19 protein-coding genes are annotated in these 19,342 nt (G+C 68.2%); 6 read left to right on the top strand and 13 right to left on the bottom strand.

Annotated features, from left to right (window positions below; genetic code table 11):
* Nucleotides 1–11: 11 nt before the first annotated feature.
* A complete protein-coding gene (locus ACW177_RS03195) occupies nucleotides 12–2,216 on the top strand; it encodes a 3-hydroxyacyl-CoA dehydrogenase NAD-binding domain-containing protein (RefSeq protein ID WP_492028062.1) in 2,205 nt (734 codons plus the stop codon).
* Between the two features lie 356 nt (nucleotides 2,217–2,572).
* On the opposite strand, the gene recA is transcribed toward ACW177_RS03195, so the two are convergent.
* From recA to ACW177_RS03165, 6 genes are all read right to left on the bottom strand, one after another.
* On the bottom strand, nucleotides 2,573–3,652 hold the full coding sequence (gene recA, locus ACW177_RS03190; protein WP_492027219.1) for a recombinase RecA: 1,080 nt from the start codon (nucleotides 3,650–3,652) through the stop codon (nucleotides 2,573–2,575).
* Nucleotides 3,653–3,818: 166 nt separating this feature from the next.
* Complete coding sequence (locus ACW177_RS03185; RefSeq protein ID WP_492027218.1) at nucleotides 3,819–5,723, bottom strand: M20/M25/M40 family metallo-hydrolase; 1,905 nt, start codon at nucleotides 5,721–5,723, stop codon at nucleotides 3,819–3,821.
* A gap of 69 nt (nucleotides 5,724–5,792) precedes the next feature.
* Entirely contained in the window at nucleotides 5,793–6,737 is a 945-nt protein-coding gene (locus tag ACW177_RS03180; RefSeq protein ID WP_492027217.1) for a right-handed parallel beta-helix repeat-containing protein, read from the bottom strand.
* Between the two features lies 1 nt (nucleotide 6,738).
* Nucleotides 6,739–7,551, bottom strand: coding sequence for a phosphatase PAP2 family protein (locus tag ACW177_RS03175; protein ID WP_492027216.1), 813 nt, complete (start codon nucleotides 7,549–7,551; stop codon nucleotides 6,739–6,741).
* The gene (locus ACW177_RS03170) at nucleotides 7,548–8,051 is read right to left on the bottom strand and encodes a hypothetical protein (RefSeq protein ID WP_492027215.1); all 504 of its coding nucleotides are present in this window, start codon (nucleotides 8,049–8,051) and stop codon (nucleotides 7,548–7,550) included. The genes ACW177_RS03175 and ACW177_RS03170 overlap by 4 nt, the downstream gene beginning before the upstream one ends.
* 75 nt (nucleotides 8,052–8,126) lie before the next feature.
* On the bottom strand, nucleotides 8,127–8,477 hold the full coding sequence (locus ACW177_RS03165) for a ribonuclease (protein ID WP_492027214.1): 351 nt from the start codon (nucleotides 8,475–8,477) through the stop codon (nucleotides 8,127–8,129).
* A 95-nt stretch (nucleotides 8,478–8,572) separates the two neighbouring features.
* On the opposite strand from ACW177_RS03165, the gene ACW177_RS03160 reads away from it, so the two are divergent.
* Nucleotides 8,573–9,580: an LLM class flavin-dependent oxidoreductase gene (locus tag ACW177_RS03160; RefSeq protein ID WP_492027213.1), complete on the top strand. Its 1,008-nt coding sequence runs from the start codon at nucleotides 8,573–8,575 to the stop codon at nucleotides 9,578–9,580.
* Nucleotides 9,581–9,742: 162 nt separating this feature from the next.
* Here ACW177_RS03160 and ACW177_RS03155 read toward each other — a convergent pair whose 3' ends face one another.
* Nucleotides 9,743–10,714, bottom strand: a complete 972-nt coding sequence (locus tag ACW177_RS03155; RefSeq protein WP_492027212.1) for an alpha/beta fold hydrolase — start codon at nucleotides 10,712–10,714, stop codon at nucleotides 9,743–9,745.
* Between the two features lie 47 nt (nucleotides 10,715–10,761).
* Between ACW177_RS03155 and ACW177_RS03150 the strand changes: the two genes are divergently transcribed.
* A complete protein-coding gene (locus ACW177_RS03150) occupies nucleotides 10,762–11,598 on the top strand; it encodes an aldo/keto reductase (RefSeq protein ID WP_492027211.1) in 837 nt (278 codons plus the stop codon).
* Between the two features lie 97 nt (nucleotides 11,599–11,695).
* Here ACW177_RS03150 and ACW177_RS03145 read toward each other — a convergent pair whose 3' ends face one another.
* Entirely contained in the window at nucleotides 11,696–12,094 is a 399-nt protein-coding gene (locus ACW177_RS03145) for an HIT domain-containing protein (protein WP_492027210.1), read from the bottom strand.
* A gap of 2 nt (nucleotides 12,095–12,096) precedes the next feature.
* Complete coding sequence (locus ACW177_RS03140) at nucleotides 12,097–13,011, bottom strand: SIMPL domain-containing protein (protein ID WP_492027209.1); 915 nt, start codon at nucleotides 13,009–13,011, stop codon at nucleotides 12,097–12,099.
* A gap of 138 nt (nucleotides 13,012–13,149) precedes the next feature.
* Between ACW177_RS03140 and mdh the strand changes: the two genes are divergently transcribed.
* Nucleotides 13,150–14,112, top strand: coding sequence for a malate dehydrogenase (gene mdh / locus ACW177_RS03135; RefSeq protein WP_492027208.1), 963 nt, complete (start codon nucleotides 13,150–13,152; stop codon nucleotides 14,110–14,112).
* Here mdh and ACW177_RS03130 read toward each other — a convergent pair.
* Both ACW177_RS03130 and zapE read right to left on the bottom strand, forming a co-directional pair.
* The gene (locus ACW177_RS03130) at nucleotides 14,109–14,288 is read right to left on the bottom strand and encodes a YodC family protein (RefSeq protein WP_492028061.1); all 180 of its coding nucleotides are present in this window, start codon (nucleotides 14,286–14,288) and stop codon (nucleotides 14,109–14,111) included. The genes mdh and ACW177_RS03130 overlap by 4 nt on opposite strands.
* Nucleotides 14,289–14,464: 176 nt before the next feature.
* The gene (zapE, locus tag ACW177_RS03125; RefSeq protein WP_492027207.1) at nucleotides 14,465–15,556 is read right to left on the bottom strand and encodes a cell division protein ZapE; all 1,092 of its coding nucleotides are present in this window, start codon (nucleotides 15,554–15,556) and stop codon (nucleotides 14,465–14,467) included.
* 141 nt (nucleotides 15,557–15,697) lie between these two features.
* Between zapE and ACW177_RS03120 the strand changes: the two genes are divergently transcribed.
* Nucleotides 15,698–16,744 (top strand): aspartate-semialdehyde dehydrogenase, encoded by a 1,047-nt coding sequence (locus ACW177_RS03120; RefSeq protein WP_492027206.1) that lies wholly within the window; start codon nucleotides 15,698–15,700, stop codon nucleotides 16,742–16,744.
* A gap of 183 nt (nucleotides 16,745–16,927) precedes the next feature.
* Complete coding sequence (gene rarD / locus ACW177_RS03115) at nucleotides 16,928–17,845, top strand: EamA family transporter RarD (RefSeq protein WP_492027205.1); 918 nt, start codon at nucleotides 16,928–16,930, stop codon at nucleotides 17,843–17,845.
* Between the two features lie 6 nt (nucleotides 17,846–17,851).
* Here rarD and ACW177_RS03110 read toward each other — a convergent pair whose 3' ends face one another.
* Entirely contained in the window at nucleotides 17,852–18,985 is a 1,134-nt protein-coding gene (locus ACW177_RS03110; RefSeq protein WP_492027204.1) for a serine hydrolase domain-containing protein, read from the bottom strand.
* An 85-nt stretch (nucleotides 18,986–19,070) separates the two neighbouring features.
* Nucleotides 19,071–19,337: an ATP synthase F1 subunit epsilon gene (locus ACW177_RS03105; protein WP_492027203.1), complete on the bottom strand. Its 267-nt coding sequence runs from the start codon at nucleotides 19,335–19,337 to the stop codon at nucleotides 19,071–19,073.
* Nucleotides 19,338–19,342 lie beyond the last annotated feature (5 nt).

The raw sequence follows: 19,342 nt of genomic DNA, 5'->3' as shown, positions 1-19,342 counted from the left end.
AGCGAATGACTATGGAAAACTTCAAGATCGACATCGACGCCGACGGTATCGCCGTCGTCACCTTCGACGTGCCGGGCCGTTCGATGAACACCCTCACCAGCGCGGTCATGGCCGAGATCCCCGAACTGGTTGAACGGATCAAGACCGACGAGACCATCAAGGGCGCCGTCATCACCTCCGGCAAGACCTCGGGCTTCTGCGCCGGCGCGGACCTGGGCGACATCGCCGGCGGGGTGATGTCGGGCGGCGGAGACCTGCAAAAGGCGTTCGACGCCGGCTGGGCGCTGAACGGCGCCTTCCGCGCGCTGGAGACCTGCGGCAAGCCGGTCGCGGCGGCGATCAACGGCCTGGCCCTGGGCGGCGGGCTGGAGTTCACCCTGGCGACCCACTATCGCGTGGTCGAGAACGACAACAAGATCCAGCTGGGCCTGCCCGAGATCAAGGTCGGCCTCTTCCCCGGCGGCGGCGGCACCCAGCGCCTGACCCGCCTCGTCGGCGTGCAGAACGCCATGATGGCCATGAGCGAGGGCAAGTCCTTCCGTCCGAACGACGCCAAGGGCGCAGGCATCGTCCATGAGGTGGTCGAGAAGGGTCAGTCGGTCGAGGCCGCCAAGACCTGGATCAAGACCAAAGTCGAGTCGGGGGGCAAGGCCGTCCAGCCGTGGGACGACAAGTCGTTCAAACTGCCCGGCGGCGGCCCCTATCACCCGGCCGGCATCCAGAACTTCATGGTCGGCAACGCCATGCTTCGCAAACAGTCCTACGGCAACTATCCGGCCGTGGTGAACCTGATGAAGGCCGTCTTCGAGGGAACCCAGGTTCCGATGGACGCGGCCCTGCGCATCGAGACCCGCTATTTCATCAAGACCCTGATGACGCCGCAGGCCCAGGCCATGATCCGCAGCCTGTTCCTGTCCAAGCAGGAACTGGACAAGGGCGCCGTGCGTCCGTCTGGCGTGCCCAAGTCGGACCCGAAGAAGGTCTCGGTCCTGGGCGCCGGCATGATGGGCGCGGGCATCGCCTATGTTCAGGTCATGGCCGGGATCGAGACCGTCCTGATCGACCAGACCCAGGAAGCCGCCGACAAGGGCAAGGCCCATGTCGAGGAACTCCTGAAGAAGCGTCTGTCGCGCGGTCAGATGACGCAGGACAAGTATGACGCCACCCTGGCCCTGGTCACGGCGACGACCGACTATGACCACATCAAGGGCTCGGACCTGGTGGTCGAGGCCGTGTTCGAGAGCCGCGAGATCAAGGCCGACGTCACCAAGCGCGCCGAGGCCCAGCTGGCCGAGGGCGCCGTCTTCGGCTCCAACACCTCGACCCTGCCGATCACCGGCCTGGCCGAGGCCAGCGTCCGGCCCGAGGACTTCATCGGCATCCACTTCTTCTCGCCCGTCGACAAGATGATGCTGGTCGAGATCATCCTGGGCGAAAAGACGGGTCAGGCCGCCATCGCCAAGGCGCTGGACTATGTGCTGAAGATCAAGAAGACGCCGATCGTCGTCAACGACAGCCGCGGCTTCTACACCTCGCGCTGCTTCTCCACCTTCCTGATGGAAGGCATGGCGATGCTGGAAGAGGGTTACGGCCCGGCCCTGATCGACAATATCGGCCGCATGGCCGGCATGCCGCGCGGCCCGCTGGAGATGCACGACGACGTCGCCCTGGACCTGTCCTACAAGATCGCCAAACAGACGGCGCTGGACCTGGGCGACAAATATGTCCCGTCGGAAGGCGCAGACATCGTCGCCAAGATGGTCGAGGACGGACGCTTCGGCCGCAAGAACGGCAAGGGCTTCTATGACTATGACCAGAAGCCCAAGACCATCTGGAAGGGGCTGAGCGAACTGGCGCCGACCACCAAGGGCATCGACAAGCCCGAGGAGGCGACCGCCTTCGCCCAGATCGACGAGCTGAAGACGCGCCTGCTGTATCGCCAGGCGGTGGAAGTGGCGCGTTGCTGGGAAGAGGGCGTCATCGACGACCCGCGTGAAGCCGACCTGGGCGCCATCCTGGGCTGGGGCTTCGCGCCCTGGACCGGCGGCCCGATCAGCATGATCGACGGCGTCGGCCTGGCCCAGTTCGTGGAAACCGCCGACCGTCTGGCCGCGACCTACGGCGACCGGTTCAAGGTCCCGGACCTGCTGCGCGACATGGCGGCCAAGAACGAGACCTTCTACGGCAAGTTCGCCCCGGAGAAGGCCGCCGCCTGATCGGTTGCGGACTAGTGTGAGTACGGAACGGGCGGCCTTCGGGTCGCCCGTTTTGGTTTGGATTCCTCGTTTCCGCTCATCCCGGCGAAAGCCGGGACCCAGTTCTGTCGCTCGGCAGTGCGTTGGATCTCAACACGGATTCCCGGGGGCGAGACAGATCGCCCAAAGTCCTGGGTCCCGGCTTTCGCCGGGATGAGCGGGTGTGTGGAACCTGGCCTCAAGCAGCGCGAACGCGCGATAGGCCAAGCAAAAAAGACCCGCCCGACACGAGGTCGGGCGGGTCGCTCCGCCGCCCCTCGCGGGGTCGGTGGCGGGTCGCTTGGGGCGACGGAGTGTCTAGGAAGGCGAGACGGTCGTCAGCCTTCGAGATCCTGGCCTTCGTCCGGCTCGGGCGTGCCCAGCAGTTCGTCGGCGATCTTGCTGGTCGAGGCGCGCACCGCCTTTTCGATCGAGGCGGCGATGTCCGGGTTCTGTTTCAGGAATTCGCGCACATTCTCGCGGCCCTGGCCGATCCGGGTCGAGTCATAGCTGAACCAGCTGCCCGACTTCTCGATCACCCCGGCCTTGACGCCCAGGTCGATGATCTCGCCCAGTTTGGAGATGCCCTCGCCGTACATGATGTCGAAGATGACCTCGCGGAACGGCGGGGCGACCTTGTTCTTGACCACCTTGACCCGGGTGGTGTTGCCGACCACCTCGTCGCGGTTCTTGATCGCGCCGGTGCGGCGGATGTCCAGACGCACCGAGGCGTAGAATTTCAGCGCATTGCCGCCGGTCGTCGTCTCGGGCGAGCCGTACATGACGCCGATCTTGTGACGGATCTGGTTGATGAACAGGACGATGCACTTGGACTTGGAGATCGAGGCCGTCAGCTTGCGCAGGGCCTGGCTCATCAGGCGGGCCTGAAGACCCGGCAGGCTGTCGCCCATCTCGCCCTCGATTTCAGCGCGCGGCGTCAGGGCCGCGACCGAGTCGATGACCACGATGTCCACGGCGCCCGAGCGCACCAGGGTGTCGACGATCTCCAGCGCCTGTTCGCCCGTGTCGGGCTGGGACACCAGCAGGTCGTCGAGATTGACGCCCAGCTTCTGGGCATAGACCGGATCCAGCGCGTGTTCGGCGTCGACGAAGGCGGCGACCCCGCCCTTCTTCTGCACTTCCGCGACGGTGTGCAGGGCCAGGGTGGTCTTGCCCGAGGATTCAGGGCCGAACACCTCGATCACCCGGCCGATCGGCAGACCGCCGATGCCCAGGGCCATGTCCAGGCCCAGCGAGCCGGTCGAGATGCTCTCGATCTCGGCCACCACGCCCGCCTTGCCCAGTTTCATCACCGAACCCTTGCCGAAGGCGCGATCGATCTGAGCGATCGCCGCCTCCAGGGCCCGTTGCTTGTCGCCGTCTTCCTTGCCCACCAGTTTCAAAGCCGCCTGTGCCATTGCCTTCGTCTCCCTTGCCATGATTCCCGTCAGAAGCTTGGGAGAGACCCGCCATGGACCCGCCCCCGTTTGTGAGACCGACTATGTGCACGGTTTGTTCTGGTTCACAAGATGTTCTCATCGAGAACAGATGAGAACACCCAAACCTGCGTCCGATTTTGACGTATCAGGGCGCGGTCACATCGACCGCTGACGGCGGCTCGGCGTGGCGGGCCGCCATGGACAGGCCGCAGCCGAGGATCAGCGCGGCCGCCGCCAGACCGGCGAGGGTGTGGACGGCGAGGTTCGGCGTCCCGGCCGCGTCCAGCCTCGGCGGGGCCAGGGGCCTGGCCAGGACAAGGATCAGCAGGGCGATCAGGCCCAGCGCCCCCGGCTGGTCCATGCCCAGGCCCAGGAAGACGAAATGGCCCAGTCCCGCCAGCCAGCCGCCGACGACCACGGTGACTACAGCGGCCGGCGCCAGGGCCGTCCACCGCTCCAGCCGCGCGCCGATCACTGCGGCCAGAGCCGCCGCAAAGGCCGCCGCCAGCCCGGTCCAGACGAACAGCAGGGCCGCCTCGGGCGCAAAGGCCTGGACCAGAACCCCCAGGATCAGCACCAGGACGATTGCCCCCAGCCATCCGCCCCAGACCGTCTCGTCCTCGCCGTCGGGCCACAGGCTCAGCACCGCCGCGATGCCCGCCGCGCCCAGGACCACAGGATTGAAACCGCCCATGACCGTGGCCAGTACGGCCGCCGCCACGACCACGCCCGCCAGCAGACGGCGACCGATCAGGGCGCGCCCCGCCATCAGGGCCAGCATCACCCCCAGCACAGCCAGCCCCGCCCCCGCCTCCATCCAGGGCAGGCGGCGCAGCATCATGTAATAGTTTTCTGATGCGCCGATGCGATCACCGATTGGCCCGGCCAGAAGTCGCGCGGCCTGAGCCACCACGACGCCCGCGCTCAGCAGCCACAGGCCGCCGGTGAAACCCTTCACCCCCTGGCGCCAGGTCAGGCCCGTGGCGTGGCGCGCGCCCCAGGCCGCGAAGCCGGTCAGCACAAAGGCCAGGCCCAGCAGCCCCCAGCCCGCGTCCGGTCCGTGCCGCAGCACCCCCAGGCCGAAGGCATCGGCATAGACGGCGTTCCGCGTCGCCTGAGGCAGGACCGGCGCCCGCAACAGCGCGTCGGCGGTCTCCAACGCCTGGGCGCCGATATGCTGCACACTGCCCTGATCCAGGGCGTCCGGGGTCGAGCTGGGCGAATGATACTGGGCCGGGCGGCCGATGAAGGCCAGATTGACCCCCGGCAAATCCCGGTCGGCGGCGATGGTGAAATCAGTGTCGTTCGACATCAGGCGATAGACGAAGATGGCCAGGGCGTTGCTGGACGGCCCGCCCTGCGCCCGGCGCGCCGCTTCGGCGTACAGGTCGATGGTCTGGGCGTTGCCGGGACCGGTCTGGAACATCAGGGCGCGGCCGCCGCCGCCCCTCGCCTCCAGGTTCACCACCGCCCCGACCCGATCACGCAGCGGATGCTCGCTGAAGAAGGCCCGCGCCCCGTCCAGGTTCAGCTCCTCCCCGTCGGTCAGCAGGACGATCAGGCCCCGCTCGGCCGGCCCGCGCGCCTTGATCGCCCGCACCGCCTCCAGCACGGCGGCCACGCCGCTGGCGTCGTCGGCCGCGCCCGGCGAGCCCGGCACGCTGTCGTAATGGGCCATCAGCACCACCAGCGGCAGGCCGGGGTTCCGACCCGGCAGGACGCCGACCAGATTGACCACCGACAGGCCCTCGACCGTCTCGCCCCGAGCCTCGATCCGCTGCACCGCTGCGGGCGACAGGACGCCGGCCTGAAGCATCGGCGACAGGCCCAGCTGCGTCATTCGGCCATACAGATAGGCTTGGACCAGGGCGTGATCGGTCGAACCGACCGGGCGGGGCGAGCGCGCCATGACCCGCACATCCGCCATGGCGCGTTCGGCCGAGAAATCCGCAGCAGGGGCGCTCGCCGGCGCGGGCCGGGGCGTCTGAGTCGTAATCGCGGCCAGGCCCAGCGCCGCCGCCAGGGCCGTCAACAACAAGGCCAGCCGCATTAGATGCATCCCCCGAGGCGTCATCTCGCCAATAGGGCCGAGGCTGCGCCGTTTCGCAAGTGCGTGATGTCAGGGCCGGGTGTGGTTCCGCTCGACCCGGTTGCCGGTCGCCCCGTCGCCGTCGTCGACGCTGGACCCGAAGGGGTAGCCCGCATCATCGCCGCAGTAGGATCGGCCGCCCTCGCGCGACCCGACCACCACAGTTCTGGGCCGCAGCCAACTTGCGCCGGAAAATACATTGTCCGTAATCTGATTATAGGACGGCGTCTGGTGCCGGATCACCCCGTCCTCGCCGCAGTTGCGGTACAGGAAGACCCCGCCCCGACCGCCCAGGGCGAACCGATTGCCGAGGATGCGATTGGCGCCCGATCCGTCCACGGCGATCTGCTCGCGCCCTGTGCGAATGGAAAAGTCGTTGTCCTGGATCACCGCCCCGGCGCTCTCGGCGTCCAGATAGACGGCGACGGAGGCCGACCGGCCCGAGAAGCGCGACCGGTCCACCGTGGTCCGCGTCACGCCCGGCCCGACATAGAGGGGGATGGTCCCCACGCCCTCGAACCGCACCCGCTCCAGCACGACATCCGACGGCGCCGCCGCCTGGACCGCCTGGGTATGGCCGGGTGTCCGCGACGAGGCCAGAAGATCGCGCATCGATCCGCCCGCCCCCACGCCCCAGATCCGGACATTGCCGACGACGGTGCAGTTCCTCAGATGGACCTGAACCGGTCGGCTCCAGCCGTCGCCGTCGCGCCGCGACCAGATCGCCACCGTCGGCGCCCGCGTCGTCGCCTCACCTGCCGGTCGAATGACGCCGCCGCCGCAATCGATCCCGGCGCCCGAGGCTTCGCCGCCTTCGATCAGTACGCGGCGCTGCACCGTGACGCCGGCCAGTTCGGCGCGGCAGATCAGGCGATAGGCCTGGTCTGACGGGCTCGTCAGTTCTCGGATCTCCGCCGCCGTGCAGGATCGGGCGGCGGGCGCATCGGCCTGAAGCAGGACCAGAGCCGCCGCCATCTCAGGGCAGGGGAATCGCCAGGGCCGCGCGTTCCGCCGCACAGCCGGGGTTGGTCCGCCCGGTCGCCCGCGCGGCCTCGATTTCCTCACGCGCGGCGGCGACTTCGGTCTGGAAGGCGGAGGTCGCGGCGATCTCGGCCACCACCGCCCGCCCCAGGGCCTCGCCCGCCGCCACGTCGCTGGAATAGTCCATGGCGCAGACCAGGCGGCTGACGCCGATCTCATGGCCGATCCGGCGCACCGCCTCGGCCCGTTCCGGCGCGATCCGGGCCAGGGCCTCGGCATAGGCGGTTCCCACCGTCGCGCCCGTGGACGGATAGGCCGAACTGCGTCGCGCCTCGGGGGTCAGGGTCTGGCAGGCACGGCGATCAGGATCCTCGGCGACCGGTCGGGCGCGCTGCCCCCGCGCGCGGACCAGGCTCGCCGCCGCCTGGGCGTCATGAAACGCCCGCGCCGCCATCCGATCCAGCACCGGCGTCTCGGCCGATCCCAGCCGCACCCCAAGAGCACAGTCGAAATGCTGCAACGCCAGCGGCGGCCGCAGTTCAGCGTGGGCGGTCGCCATTAGCCAGCGATCAGAATCCTCGAGCGTCGCAAATCGCGCCGAGGCCGCACGGTCGGCCATATCCAGCACCGAGCCGGCGACGGGTGCGGGGGGCGCGGCCTTGGCCAGCCCTTCCAGCACCCCGGACGTCAGATAGCCTTGGTCAACAGAGATGAAGATCGGAGAGGGCGAAGGCCGTGCGCCCGGAGCGCAGGCCACGGCCAGGGAGAGTACCAGGGTCGCCGCGCCCAGGGCGGCGACCGGTCTCACAGCCCCGCGCTCCAGCTCAGCTGGACCGAGGTTTCACCGCCCTCGCCCGGCGCGGCCACCACCTGGAGATTGGCCGCCCCCGACTGGCCGCCCGCCGCGCCATAGGCCCGGGCGTCGCCCTGGTTCATGCCCATGACCGAGGTCAGACCCGCCTCTTCGGCGCGAGCGCGATAGAATTCCACCACGGCGTCGGGCGAGGCCGCTGTCGTGAAGGTCACCAGTCCGCCCTCGCCTTCCGGACCGGCGGCGGTCGTCGCCGGCTGGTCCAGGGCGGCGCCGGGATAGAGGGCCGCGTAGGAGGGCGCGCCCGGCGCGGCGGGAACCGCAACCAGCGGCTCAGGCGAAGCCGCAACCTCGGCCTCGCCCTGGGCAGGGCCCGTCTTTTCACGCGGCGCAGCGGTGGCGGCCTGAGCGGACGTCTGTTCGGCCTGGGGCCGGTCGTCGCAACCCGCAAGGCAAAGGCAAACTAAGGCGGCCGAGGCCGCCATACGGCGTATCATCGGGGAATCGTCCCTTGGACCCATGGTCAAGGCGCCACCGTGGCGCATGGATGCGGCGGCAGCAAGGCGTCGCGTTCAGTCTGCGCCGCGTGCGCCCTCTGCGGGATCGGCGCGGGATGTCTCGAAGTCCTTCCCAGACCCCTCGACCGCGTCGGGACCGACGTCAGGCGGCGATTCAGGATCCGCGGACGCCCTTCCCTCCTCGGCCAGCTGCGCGTTGATGGTTTCGGAATCGGGATCGTCGTCAGACCCGGAGGCCGAGCCGCCGCGCAGCGAGCCGGCCCGTGTGTCGGACCCGGAATCGCTTCCGTCCAAGGCCTCGATCAGGGCGTCGGCCCTGTGGCCCAGATCCGGTTTCTCGCCCATGTCGGCGGCCTCGCGGGCGTCTTCGCCATCGGCAGGCCCAGGGGATTTGGCGTCAGTCATCGCGCGCTCCTTCTCGTCGAGGATTCAAAGCCGCCCAGGCGGTTGCGGTTCCCCCCTCCCCTTGATCCGGCTTCGCCAGACCCGATCTAGGACGCATGATCCCCTTCTCAGTGCTCGATTTGTCGCCCATCGTCGAAGGCGGCGACGCCCGCCGCGCCCTCGACGAGACCCTGGCCCTGGCCCAGGCCGCCGACCGCCTCGGCTATCAGCGGTTCTGGCTGGCCGAGCACCACAACATGCCCGGCATCGCCAGCGCGGCGACCGCCATAGTCATCGGCCATGTGGCGGCGGGCACCCAGCGGATCCGCGTCGGCTCCGGCGGCGTCATGCTGCCCAACCACGCGCCCCTGGTCGTGGCCGAACAGTTCGGCACCCTGGAGACCCTGTTCCCCGGCCGGATCGACGTCGGCCTGGGCCGCGCGCCCGGCACCGACGGCGCCACCGCCCGCGCCCTGCGTCGCTATTTCGAGGGCGCCGACCAGTTTCCGCGCGACGTGGTCGAGCTGATCCAGTGGTTCGAACCGGCCGCCGACAACCAGCCGGTCCGCGCCGTCCCCGGCGCCGGCCTGCGCGTGCCGATCTGGCTTCTGGGTTCCAGCCTGTTCAGCGCCGAGCTGGCCGGCCAACTGGGCCTGCCCTACGCCTTCGCCAGCCATTTCGCGCCAGAACTGCTGTTGGAGGCCCTGGCCCTGTATCGCCGCAGCTTCACCCCATCCGACCGCCTGGCCCAGCCCTACGCCATGGCCGCGATCAATGTCTTCGCCGCCGACACCGACGAGGAGGGCGTACGCCTGTCCACCTCGATGCAACAGAGTTTCGCCCGTCTCTCGACCGGCAAGCCGGGCAAGCTTCCGCCGCCCGTCGACGACATCACCGCCATCCTGACCCCGCAACAGATCGAGGGCGCACGCAGCCGCCTGCTCTATTCCGCCGTCGGCGGGCCGGACACGGTGCGCAGACAGCTGACGGACTTCATCGCCCTGACCGACATCGACGAACTGATGATCACCGGCATGGCCTTCGACAACACCGCCCGCATCCGCAGCCTGGAAATCGTGGCTGAGGCTCGCGGACGGATGGAGACGGCGGAAGCGGCGGCGTGAACCCGTCCCCTCTCCCGCCGGGAGAGGGCTTGAGCGCCCGAGAGCGTAACGATCGGTCTTGCGCGAAAGGGTGAGGGGCAAGATAGTGCGAGTTGGCCCACTGGCGGAACCCTCATCCGGCCCTGCGGGCCACCTTCTCCCGCAAGGGGAGAAGGAAGCGAGTCAGAGCTCCCCCAGAAACCCCAGCAGCAACCCATTCACCTCATCCGGCCGCTCCTGCTGGATCCAGTGGCCGGCGCCGGGCAGGACCACCGACCGCGTCAGGTTCGGAACCCAGTCCTTCAGCCCCGCCTCGGCCGAGCCGGCGTAGTGCCGCACCGGGTCGGCCTCGCCGACGATGAACAGGGCCGGCTGGAGGATCTGCTGCTCCTGGACGAAGGCGGTCATCGACCAGTTCAGGTCGATGGCCCGGTACCAGTTCAGCGGCGCGTCGAAGCCGCCGGCCGTGAAGGCCTCAACATATTCGGCGAAATGGGCGGGGCTCATCCACGGCGGCAGGTCGGCGCCGTCGTCGATACTGTCCAGCAGGCCGACGCCCCGCGCCATGAAGCCGGTGGCCCGTTTCGCGGCCGGGGTGGCGCCGTCATAGGCCCAGAACAGCTTCCTCAGCGTCGTCGCCGGATCGGCCTCCAGCGCCAGATGGGCGTCCGACGCCTGGAACCGGCTGATATAGAGATCGCCCATCCCCGCACGCTCGGACAGGATGGCCATGACGGTCGTCGGCGGTCCCTGGGGCCGACGCGGCTGGAAGGGCACGGACAGGCCGGCCACCGCCGTGAACAGATCGGGCCGCAACAGGGCGCAATGCCAGGCGACCGGCGCCCCCCAGTCGTGGCCCACGACGACGGCGCTCGATTTGCCCAGCGCCCGCACCAGATCGACCATGTCGCCCACCAGATGCAGGATCGAACAGGCGTCGGCGCCCTTGGGCTTCTCCGTGCCGCCGTATCCGCGCATGTCCGGGGCCGCGACGTGATATCCCGCCGCCGACAGGGCCTCGACCTGCGCCCGCCAGCTGATCCCCAGTTCGGGAAAGCCATGGATCAGCAGAACCAATGGCGCGTTGAGGTCTTCGAACCCCGCCTCCAGCACCTGTTGGACAAGGCCGTCGGTCTTGATAAGCCGGGTGCGCATCTCAACCTCGCAGGCGGCTCTTCCGCCGCGAATGGAATAGGACGGACATGACCCGCCTCGTCACCTTTGCAGACGGTACGACCGTTCCCGCCCTCGGCCAAGGCACGTGGGAGATGGGCGACGATCCCGCCTGGCGCGACGAGGAGCAGCAGGCCCTGGCGCGCGGCATCGACCTGGGCTTGACCCTGATCGACACGGCTGAACTGTACGGCGACGGCCGCTCCGAACGGCTGGTGGGCGAGGTCATCGCCGGCCGCCGCGACGAGGTCTTCCTGGTCTCCAAGGTCCGGCCCGACAACGCCTCGGAAATGAAGATGATGCTGGCCTGCGAGAAGTCGCTGGAACGGTTGGGGACCGACCGGCTGGACCTGTATCTGCTGCACTGGGAAGGCAATGTCCCGCTGGAAGAGACGGTCGCCGCCTTCCAGGAATTGGTCGACGAGGGGATGATCGCCCGCTGGGGCGTGTCCAATCTGGATCTGCGCGCCATGGAACGGCTGATGGAGATCGAGGGGGCCGAGGACTGCGCCGTCAACCAGCTGCTCTATAATCTGGGCTCGCGCGGGGTGGAGTTCGATCTGCTGCCCTGGATGCAGGCCCGCGACATGCCGATGATGGCCTATTCGCCCCTGGGGCGCGGCGAGTTACTGGAACAGCCTCTGATCCGCGACATCGCCAACCGCCACAGCGCCGACCCGGCCCAGGTCGCCCTGGCCGCCGTCCTGCGCCACGACGGCGTCATCGCCATTCCCAAGGCCAGCTCGGTCGAACACGTCGAGGCCAACGCCGACGCCCTTGAGATCCAGTTCGACCTCGAGGACATCGAACGCCTCGACGCCGCCTTCCCCCCGCCCACGCGCGAGACCCCGCTGGATATCATCTGAGGCAGGTCCAACCGCCGCCCCTGAGGCGCACCCACATGACGCTCGTCATCCTAGGGACAAGCCCTAGGATGACGGACCTGTGGGAAAAGGGAGCAGCTTACCCGCCCGCCACGATTTCCAACAGCCGCGCCCGCTCATCATCCGCATAGGCAACCGCCGGTCCTTTCCCCCAGACCGGATCGGGCCACAGGCCGTCGTCGCGGCGACGGCCCACCACGTGAATGTGCAGTTGGGCCGTCACATTGCCGATGGCCCCGACGTTCAGCTTTTCCACCTCTCCCAGCGCGCGCACCAGCGCCCCGGCCCGCACCGTCTCCTCCATCAGCATGGCCCGCTGTTCGACGCTCAAATCCTCCAGTTCCACCGCCCCTTCGACGCGCGGGATCAGGATCAGCCAGGGGAAGCGGGCGTCGTCCTGAAGCCGCACGTGACACAGCGGCCATTCGGTAGCGACGACGGAGCCGGCTTCGAAGGCGGGGGCGACCTGAAACCCCATCCTCAATTCAGCCCGTAGATGACGCAGGCGCTGTCGGTCATCACCTGCAACGGCGGCTGAAGCGCCAGCCGTGCGGCCTCGATCTGAGCCTCGCTCGGCGCTCCGCCCGCCATCTCGGCTACTGGCGCAGGCACACGAACCGCCAAACGTGGCGGCGGCGGAGCGTTAACGCGCGACCCCGTCACCATCATCTCGTCCACCGTCGTCTCCTGCCCACCCCCGGCGGCATAGGCGGGCCAGCCCGCCAGTACGTCGGTCTCGCAAACCCGGCCCGTCGGATCGATGATCTTGACCCGTCCCAGGGTCGCGCCGGCGTTGATCGCCGCCGCCTCAGCCCGGCGACGCGCATCCTTCATCGCCTCGGCCTGGAGATTGGCCTTCCAGCTGTTTTCCGGCTCCAGATTGAAGTTCACCTGGCCGATCGCCGTGGGGCGCGAGGCCACGATGGTGGCGTACACCCGCTCGATCAGGCTCACGTCGCGCACCGTCACATTGACCGAGGCGTCGGCCTGATAGCGCGCCACACGGTCGGCGCGGGTGTTGTCGCGCATCACCCCGTTCTCGTCGCGATACTGGTCATAGAGGGGGCGGGTAGTGACGCTGGTCTCGACCCGAACCTTGTCCGCGCCATAGGCCGACAGGGCCTGGCTGAGGGCCCGCACCTGGTCGGCGGCGGCGCGCGAAGCCTCGGCGACGCTGCGGTCCACCGACTGGAAGGAGGCGGAGACGAAGGCGCGATTGGCCTGGAGTTCGACCCGCACCTCGCCCACCGAGGCGATGACCGGATCGCGCATCCACCAGGGGGCGGGAATATAGCGGTCGCCGATGGTCGCGGGCGGGGTCTGGGCCATTGCAGGGGCGGCGCAGACGACGGGGGCGGCGCCCAGCAGCAGGGCGAGGGCAAGGGAAGGGCGCATCGAAATCCTCCGGTTGGGCCGCAACCTTCGCAAGCCAGACCAAGACCGTAAAGCGAGGTTCTTGCGACAGCCGCGAGAGGGGTCTAGACCGCCCGCACGATTAATCCCCATTCGCACACGCAATAAACGGAGACATCCATGGCTCGCGCGAAGATCGCCCTTATCGGCGCCGGCATGATCGGCGGCACCCTGGCCCATGTGGCCGCGCGCGAAGCGCTGGGCGACGTGATCCTGTTCGACATCGCTGAAGGCACCCCCCAGGGCAAGGCGCTGGACATCGCCGAAGCCACCGCCGTCTTCGGCTCGGACGTGGCCCTGAAGGGCGCGAACGACTATGCCGACATCGCGGGCGCCGACGTTTGCATCGTCACCGCCGGCGTGCCGCGCAAGCCGGGCATGAGCCGCGACGACCTGATCGGCATCAACCTGAAGGTCATGAAGGCCGTCGGCGAGGGCATCAAGGCCCACGCCCCCAACGCCTTCGTCATCTGCATCACCAACCCGCTCGACGCCATGGTCTGGGCGCTGCAGAAGTTCTCAGGGCTCCCCAAGGAGAAGGTCGTCGGCATGGCCGGCGTGCTGGACTCGGCGCGCTTCGCCTACTTCCTGGCTGAGAAGACTGGCGTGTCCGTTCAAGACATCCACGCCTGGACCCTGGGCGGCCACGGCGACGACATGGTGCCGATGGTGCGCCACTCGACCGTCGGCGGCCTGCCCCTGCCCGACGCCGTCGCGGCCGGCTTCCTGTCGCAGGACGAGCTGGACGCCATCGTCGACCGCACCCGCAAGGGCGGCGGCGAGATCGTGGCCCTGCTGAAGACCGGCTCGGCCTTCTACGCCCCGGCCGAAAGCGCGATTGCGATGGCCAAGTCCTATCTGCTGGACCAGAAGCGCGTCCTGCCCTGCGCCGTCTGGCTGTCGGGCGAATACGGCCTGTCGGACCTCTATGTCGGCGTCCCGGCCCTGATCGGCGCCGCCGGCGTCGAGAAGGTGATCGAGTTCACCACCAACGACGAAGAAAAGGCGATGTTCGAAAAGTCCGTCGCCTCGGTCCAGGGCCTGCTGCAAGCCTGCAAGGACATCGACGCCTCGCTGGCTTAATCCATAATCACTTCGACTTGAGAGAGGCCCCATTCATTCGATTGGGGCCTCTCGGCTTTTTGGAGGGAAGCGGTTGGAAAGATCGCTCGTTCGACAGCTCCCTTCACAAACCACTGGCACCAAACCTTTTGAGCTCCATCAGAGCCCATTGCAGACGGGCTACTTTCAACCGTCATGTCGGGCCCTCCAGATTTAAGCTCCACCACGTCGCCAATAGAAAACACGTTCAACCTCCTAGTTGGATGTTGCCAGCATGTTCTGATTCTGGAGCGTAGGATAGCGCCGTTCAACTAAAGCTCCCCGCCAGCGCGTTCCAGGTGGAAACGGTTGCGTCAGGCGACTACCCACGGCCTCACTCCCGCACGTGGGCCAGCCAGTCCTTGCTCTGCATTTCATTAAACCGCGACACCGTCCGTTCGAACTCGAACGCCCCCACCCCTTCGGTATAGAGGGCCTCGGGCCGGGCGGCGGCCAGGACGATCAGCTTGGTCTTGGCCTCGTACAGGGCGTCCACCAGGGTCACCAGGCGCCGCGCCTCGTGGTGGTTGGCCGAACTCAGGATCGGCACGTCCTCCAGGAACAGGGTGTGGAACCGTTCGGCGATGGCCAGATAGTCCTGCGGCCCCAGCGGCCGGCCGCACAGGTCGGCAAAGCTGGCCCGCGCCATCGATCCAACCGTCCGCTCCACCGCCACGTCGCGCCCCAGGACGGTCAGGTGCGCGGGCTCTTCCGGCTCGCCCCCCTTCAGCTCGCGCCACAGTTCCTCGAACCCGGCGCGGTCCTCCGGCGTGTGCCAGATCTCGGCCGAACTCAGCCGGTCCAGCCGCCAGTCGCGCGCCCCCGCCGTCTGCACCACGGCGCAGCGGTCGCGGATGATGTCGATGAAGGGGGTGAAGAGCTGGCGGTTGATGCCGTTCTTGTACAGGTCCTCCGGCGCCCGGTTCGAGGTGATGGCCAGCACCACCTTGTCCTCGAACAGGGCCTCGAACAGCCGGCCCAGGATCATGGCGTCGGCGATGTCCGTCACCTGAAGCTCGTCGAAACACAGCAGCCGGGCTTCGGAGGCGATCAGCCTGGCGATGGGCGGAATGGGATCGTCGCCCTTATGGGTTCCGAACACGGCCTTGCGGGTCTTCGCGTCCCCCTCGCGCCACTGGCGCACCAGGTCGTGGATCCGGGCCATAAAGGCGTGGAAATGGGCGCGGGTTTTCCGGGGCTCGGGCGTGGCCGAATAGAACAGGTCCATCAGCATGGACTTGCCCCGTCCCGGCGGCCCCCACAGATAGATCCCCTTCACCTCAGGCGGCCGCCCGAACAGGCCGCGTTTAGCCAGATCGCGCTCCAGTCGCTCCAGGGCGACCAGGACTTCGGCCTGGGCCGGATCGGGCGTCAGCACGCCCTCTTCCACGCGGATGTCGTAGGCGTTTCGGATGCGGGAGGTCATGAGCCCCTGCTTAAAGTCCCCGCCGCCGAAAAGCGATTGCTTCGCGGCTGCGAACGCCTAAATGCACACCACACAACACATCGCGCTCAAGCAGCGAGGCCCCGTGGGCCGAGCGATAGCGCGTCCGAAGGACCAAGCATCATGGGTTATCGCGTCGCGATCGTCGGGGCCACGGGCAATGTGGGCCGCGAAATGCTGAACATCCTCGAGGAGCTGGAATTCCCCGTCGATGAAATCCACGCCATCGCCTCGCGCAAGTCCAAGGGGGTCGAGGTCTCGTTCGGCGACAAGACCATCAAATGCCAGGACATCGAACAGTTCGACTTCTCCAAGGTCGATCTGGTCCTGATGTCGGCCGGCGGCGATGTCTCGCGCGCCTGGTCCGAGAAGATCGGCAAGGCCGGCCCCATCGTGATCGACAACTCCTCGGCCTTCCGCAAGGACGCCGACGTGCCCCTGATCGTGCCCGAGGTGAACCCCGACGCGGTCAAGGACGCCAAGAACAAGAACATCATCGCCAACCCCAACTGCTCGACCATCCAGCTGGTTACGGCGCTGAAGCCCCTGCACGACGCGGCCAAGATCAAGCGGGTGGTGGTCTCGACCTATCAGTCGGTGTCCGGCGCGGGCAAGGAAGGCATGGACGAGCTGTGGAACCAGACCAAGGCCATCTACGGCCTGGGCGACGCGCGCCCGAAGAAATTCCCCAAACAGATCGCCTTCAACGTCATCCCCTATATCGGTTCCTTCCTCGAGGACGGCTCGACCGACGAGGAGCAGAAGATGTCGGACGAGACGCACAAGATGCTGGACCCCGATATCAAGGTCACGGTCACCTGCGTGCGCGTGCCGGTCTTCGTCGGCCATTCCGAGGCCGTGAACATCGAGTTCGACCGCCCCATCGCCCCGGACGAGGCCCGCGCCATCCTGCGCGAGGCCCCGGGCGTGCTGGTCATCGATAAGCAGGAGCACGACGGCTACATCACCCCCGTCGACGCCGCCGGCGAACACGCCGTCTATGTGTCGCGCATCCGCAAGGATCCGACCGTCGAAAACGGCCTGAACCTGTGGATCGTGTCCGACAACCTGCGCAAGGGCGCCGCCCTGAACGCCGTCCAGATCGCCCAGCTGCTGGACGAGACGGGCGTCATCACCTCGTCGTCGGGGTATCGTTCGATCACGGTGTAACGTCTTTCGTCATCCTCCGGCCCGCGAAGCGGGACCGGGGGAGGCGCCGAAGGCGAAATCCATCCGCCGCTGGGTACGAAAGACCTCTTCTGCGACAGGTTCGCGCTCTCGCGCGCCGCTGGGTCCCCCGGTTCCGCTACGCGGCCCGGAGGATGACGAAAGTAAAATCAAGTGCGCTCCACAATGACCGCCACCCCCGCCGATCCCCGCCCGGTCGCCACCGCCATCGCCTGCTACACCCTGTGGGGCCTGCTGCCGCTGCTGTTCATGGCTCTGGCGGCCCACGGCTTCGGCGCGCCCGAGATCCTGGCCCACCGGGCGGTCTGGTCGGTCTTCGTGGCGGGCCTGTTCCTGTTGCTGGCGGGCCAGTGGGGCGAGGCGAAACAGGTGCTGGCGACGCCGCGCACCCTGGGCTGGCTGGCTTTGTCGGCGGCGATGATCGCCACCAACTGGAGCCTCTACGTCTTCGCCACCACCCACCATGCGACGCTGGAGGCCAGCCTCGGCTATTATATCAATCCGCTGCTGAACATGGCGGCCGGGGCGGTGTTGTTCCGTGAACGGATCGACCGCTGGAGTGGCGTCGCCATCGCACTCGCCGCCGTGGGGGTGGTGGTCCAGACCATCGCCCTGGGCCATGTGCCGATCATCGGCCTGACCCTGGCCGTCACCTTCTGCGCCTATGCGGTGATCCGCAAACGCGTGCCCGCCTCGGCCCAGACCGGGCTGTTCGTCGAATGTCTGGTTCTGCTGCCCTTCGGCGCCCTGTTCCTGGCCTGGCTGGCGACGCACGGCCAGGCGACGGGCTTCGCCTCCCCCGCCGGCCTGGCCTGGGCCCTGGTCAACGGCCCGGCGACGGTCATTCCCCTGGTGCTGTTCGCCTGGTCGGCGCGGCGCCTGCCCCTGTCCACCCTCGGCTTCATCCAGTTCCTGGCGCCCACGCTCCAGTTCGCCTGCGGCGTCTGGGCGGGCGAGCCCCTGACCCCGCTGCGGATCGTCTCCTTCGTCTTCATCTGGGCCGGGGCCGGCGTCTTTGCACTGGGCGCCGCCTCGCGTTCGCGCGCCGCACGCCGCGCCGTGGCCCTGACCGAGACCGTCTGACCGCCTTCAGAGCGCCGCGTACAGCGCCTCCAGCAGCCGCCGGGGGCGCGGGTCGCCGATCAGGTGCGGCGACTGGCGTGTCATCACATAGGCGGCCGAGAGGCGGCGCGACGGATCGGCCATGGCCATCGACCCGCCCCAACCGTAGTGACCCAGCGACTCGCCCGGCCCGAAGACGTTCAGCCCGTCGTTACGCATCAGGCCCGCCGCCCAGCTGATCACATAGGGCAGCACCTTGTCCTGGCCGTGGATCCGCTCGCGCGTCAGGTCGCGCAGCACCCCCTTGGACAGCACCCGGCGCCCATCCAGCATCCCGTCATTGGCCACGACGCCCAGCATCCGCGCCAGGCCCGCCGCCGTGGCGTGCATATTGGCCGAAGGGATCTCCATCTTGCGCCACTCGGCTGAGCCGCGTCCGCCCGGCGCAGACCCGCGGTCCAGGAAGGCCGCCTGTTTGATCGGGTCTATGGCCCCCAGGCTGGGCGCCGCCGAGGGTTTGCGCATCTGCGCCACCCGCCCATGCTCGGCTTCCGGCAGGCCGATCCACAGGTCCAGGTCGGCGAAGTCGGCGCGCAGGGCCTGGCCCATGGTCCGCCCCGTCGTCAGGCGGAACACCTCATTGGCCAGATAGCCGACCGTGACCGGGTGATAGCCCGAGGCCGTCCCCGGCGCCCACATCGGCGCCTGGGCCGCCAGCCGGGCGTTGACCGCCGCCGGCTCGAACCACAGCGACGGCTCCACCGCCTCGGAAAAGCCGGGCAGGCCCGCCTGGTGGCTCATCAACTGGGCCACGGTGACCCCTTCCTTCCCCGCCTGGCCGAAGGCGGGCCAGATCTGCGAGACCTTCTCGTCATAGGCGACCTTGCCCGCCTCGACCGCCGTGGCCATCAACAGTGCCATCACCGCCTTACCGGTCGAGAACACCGGGGTCAGGGTGTCCTCGGCGAAGGGCGCCGTCTTCGCCGTATCGGCGTGCCCGGCCCACAGATCGACGACGGGCGCCCCGTCGATCATCACACAGAACCGCGCCCCCACCTCGTTCAGCCCCTCGGGCGCATCAGTGAAGTTGGCGGCGAAGGCGCCCTTCACCGCCGCGAATCGCGGATCGCAGACGCCGTGGATATCGAGAGCTTCGGTCATGGGGTGGTCCTAGCGCGACCGCCGCCCACGAAAAAGGCCTCCCGCCGAAACGGGAGGCCTCAATCTTTACGACCCTTGGAAAGGATCAGGCCGCGACGACCTCGGTCGCCTGTTCGGCCAGGATGGTCAGGCCTTCGCCGTTGACGTCGGCGAAGCCGCCCTTGACGTCATACTGGGTCCGGGCCCCGCCGACATAGACGGTCACCAGACCCTCGCGGAGGGCGGTCATAAAGGGGGCGTGGTCCGGCAGGACGCCGAAGTCGCCCTCGACGCCCGGCGCATCCACCTGGTCCACGAGGCCCGAGAAGACCTCGCGTTCCGGCGAGACGAGGGAGAATTGAAGCTTTGCCATAACGT

The sequence above is a fragment of the Brevundimonas sp. AVps23W genome, assembly GCF_058681395.1.
The sequence above is the reverse complement of the archived record's forward strand: the minus strand, read 5'-3'. Positions and strand labels throughout refer to the sequence as shown.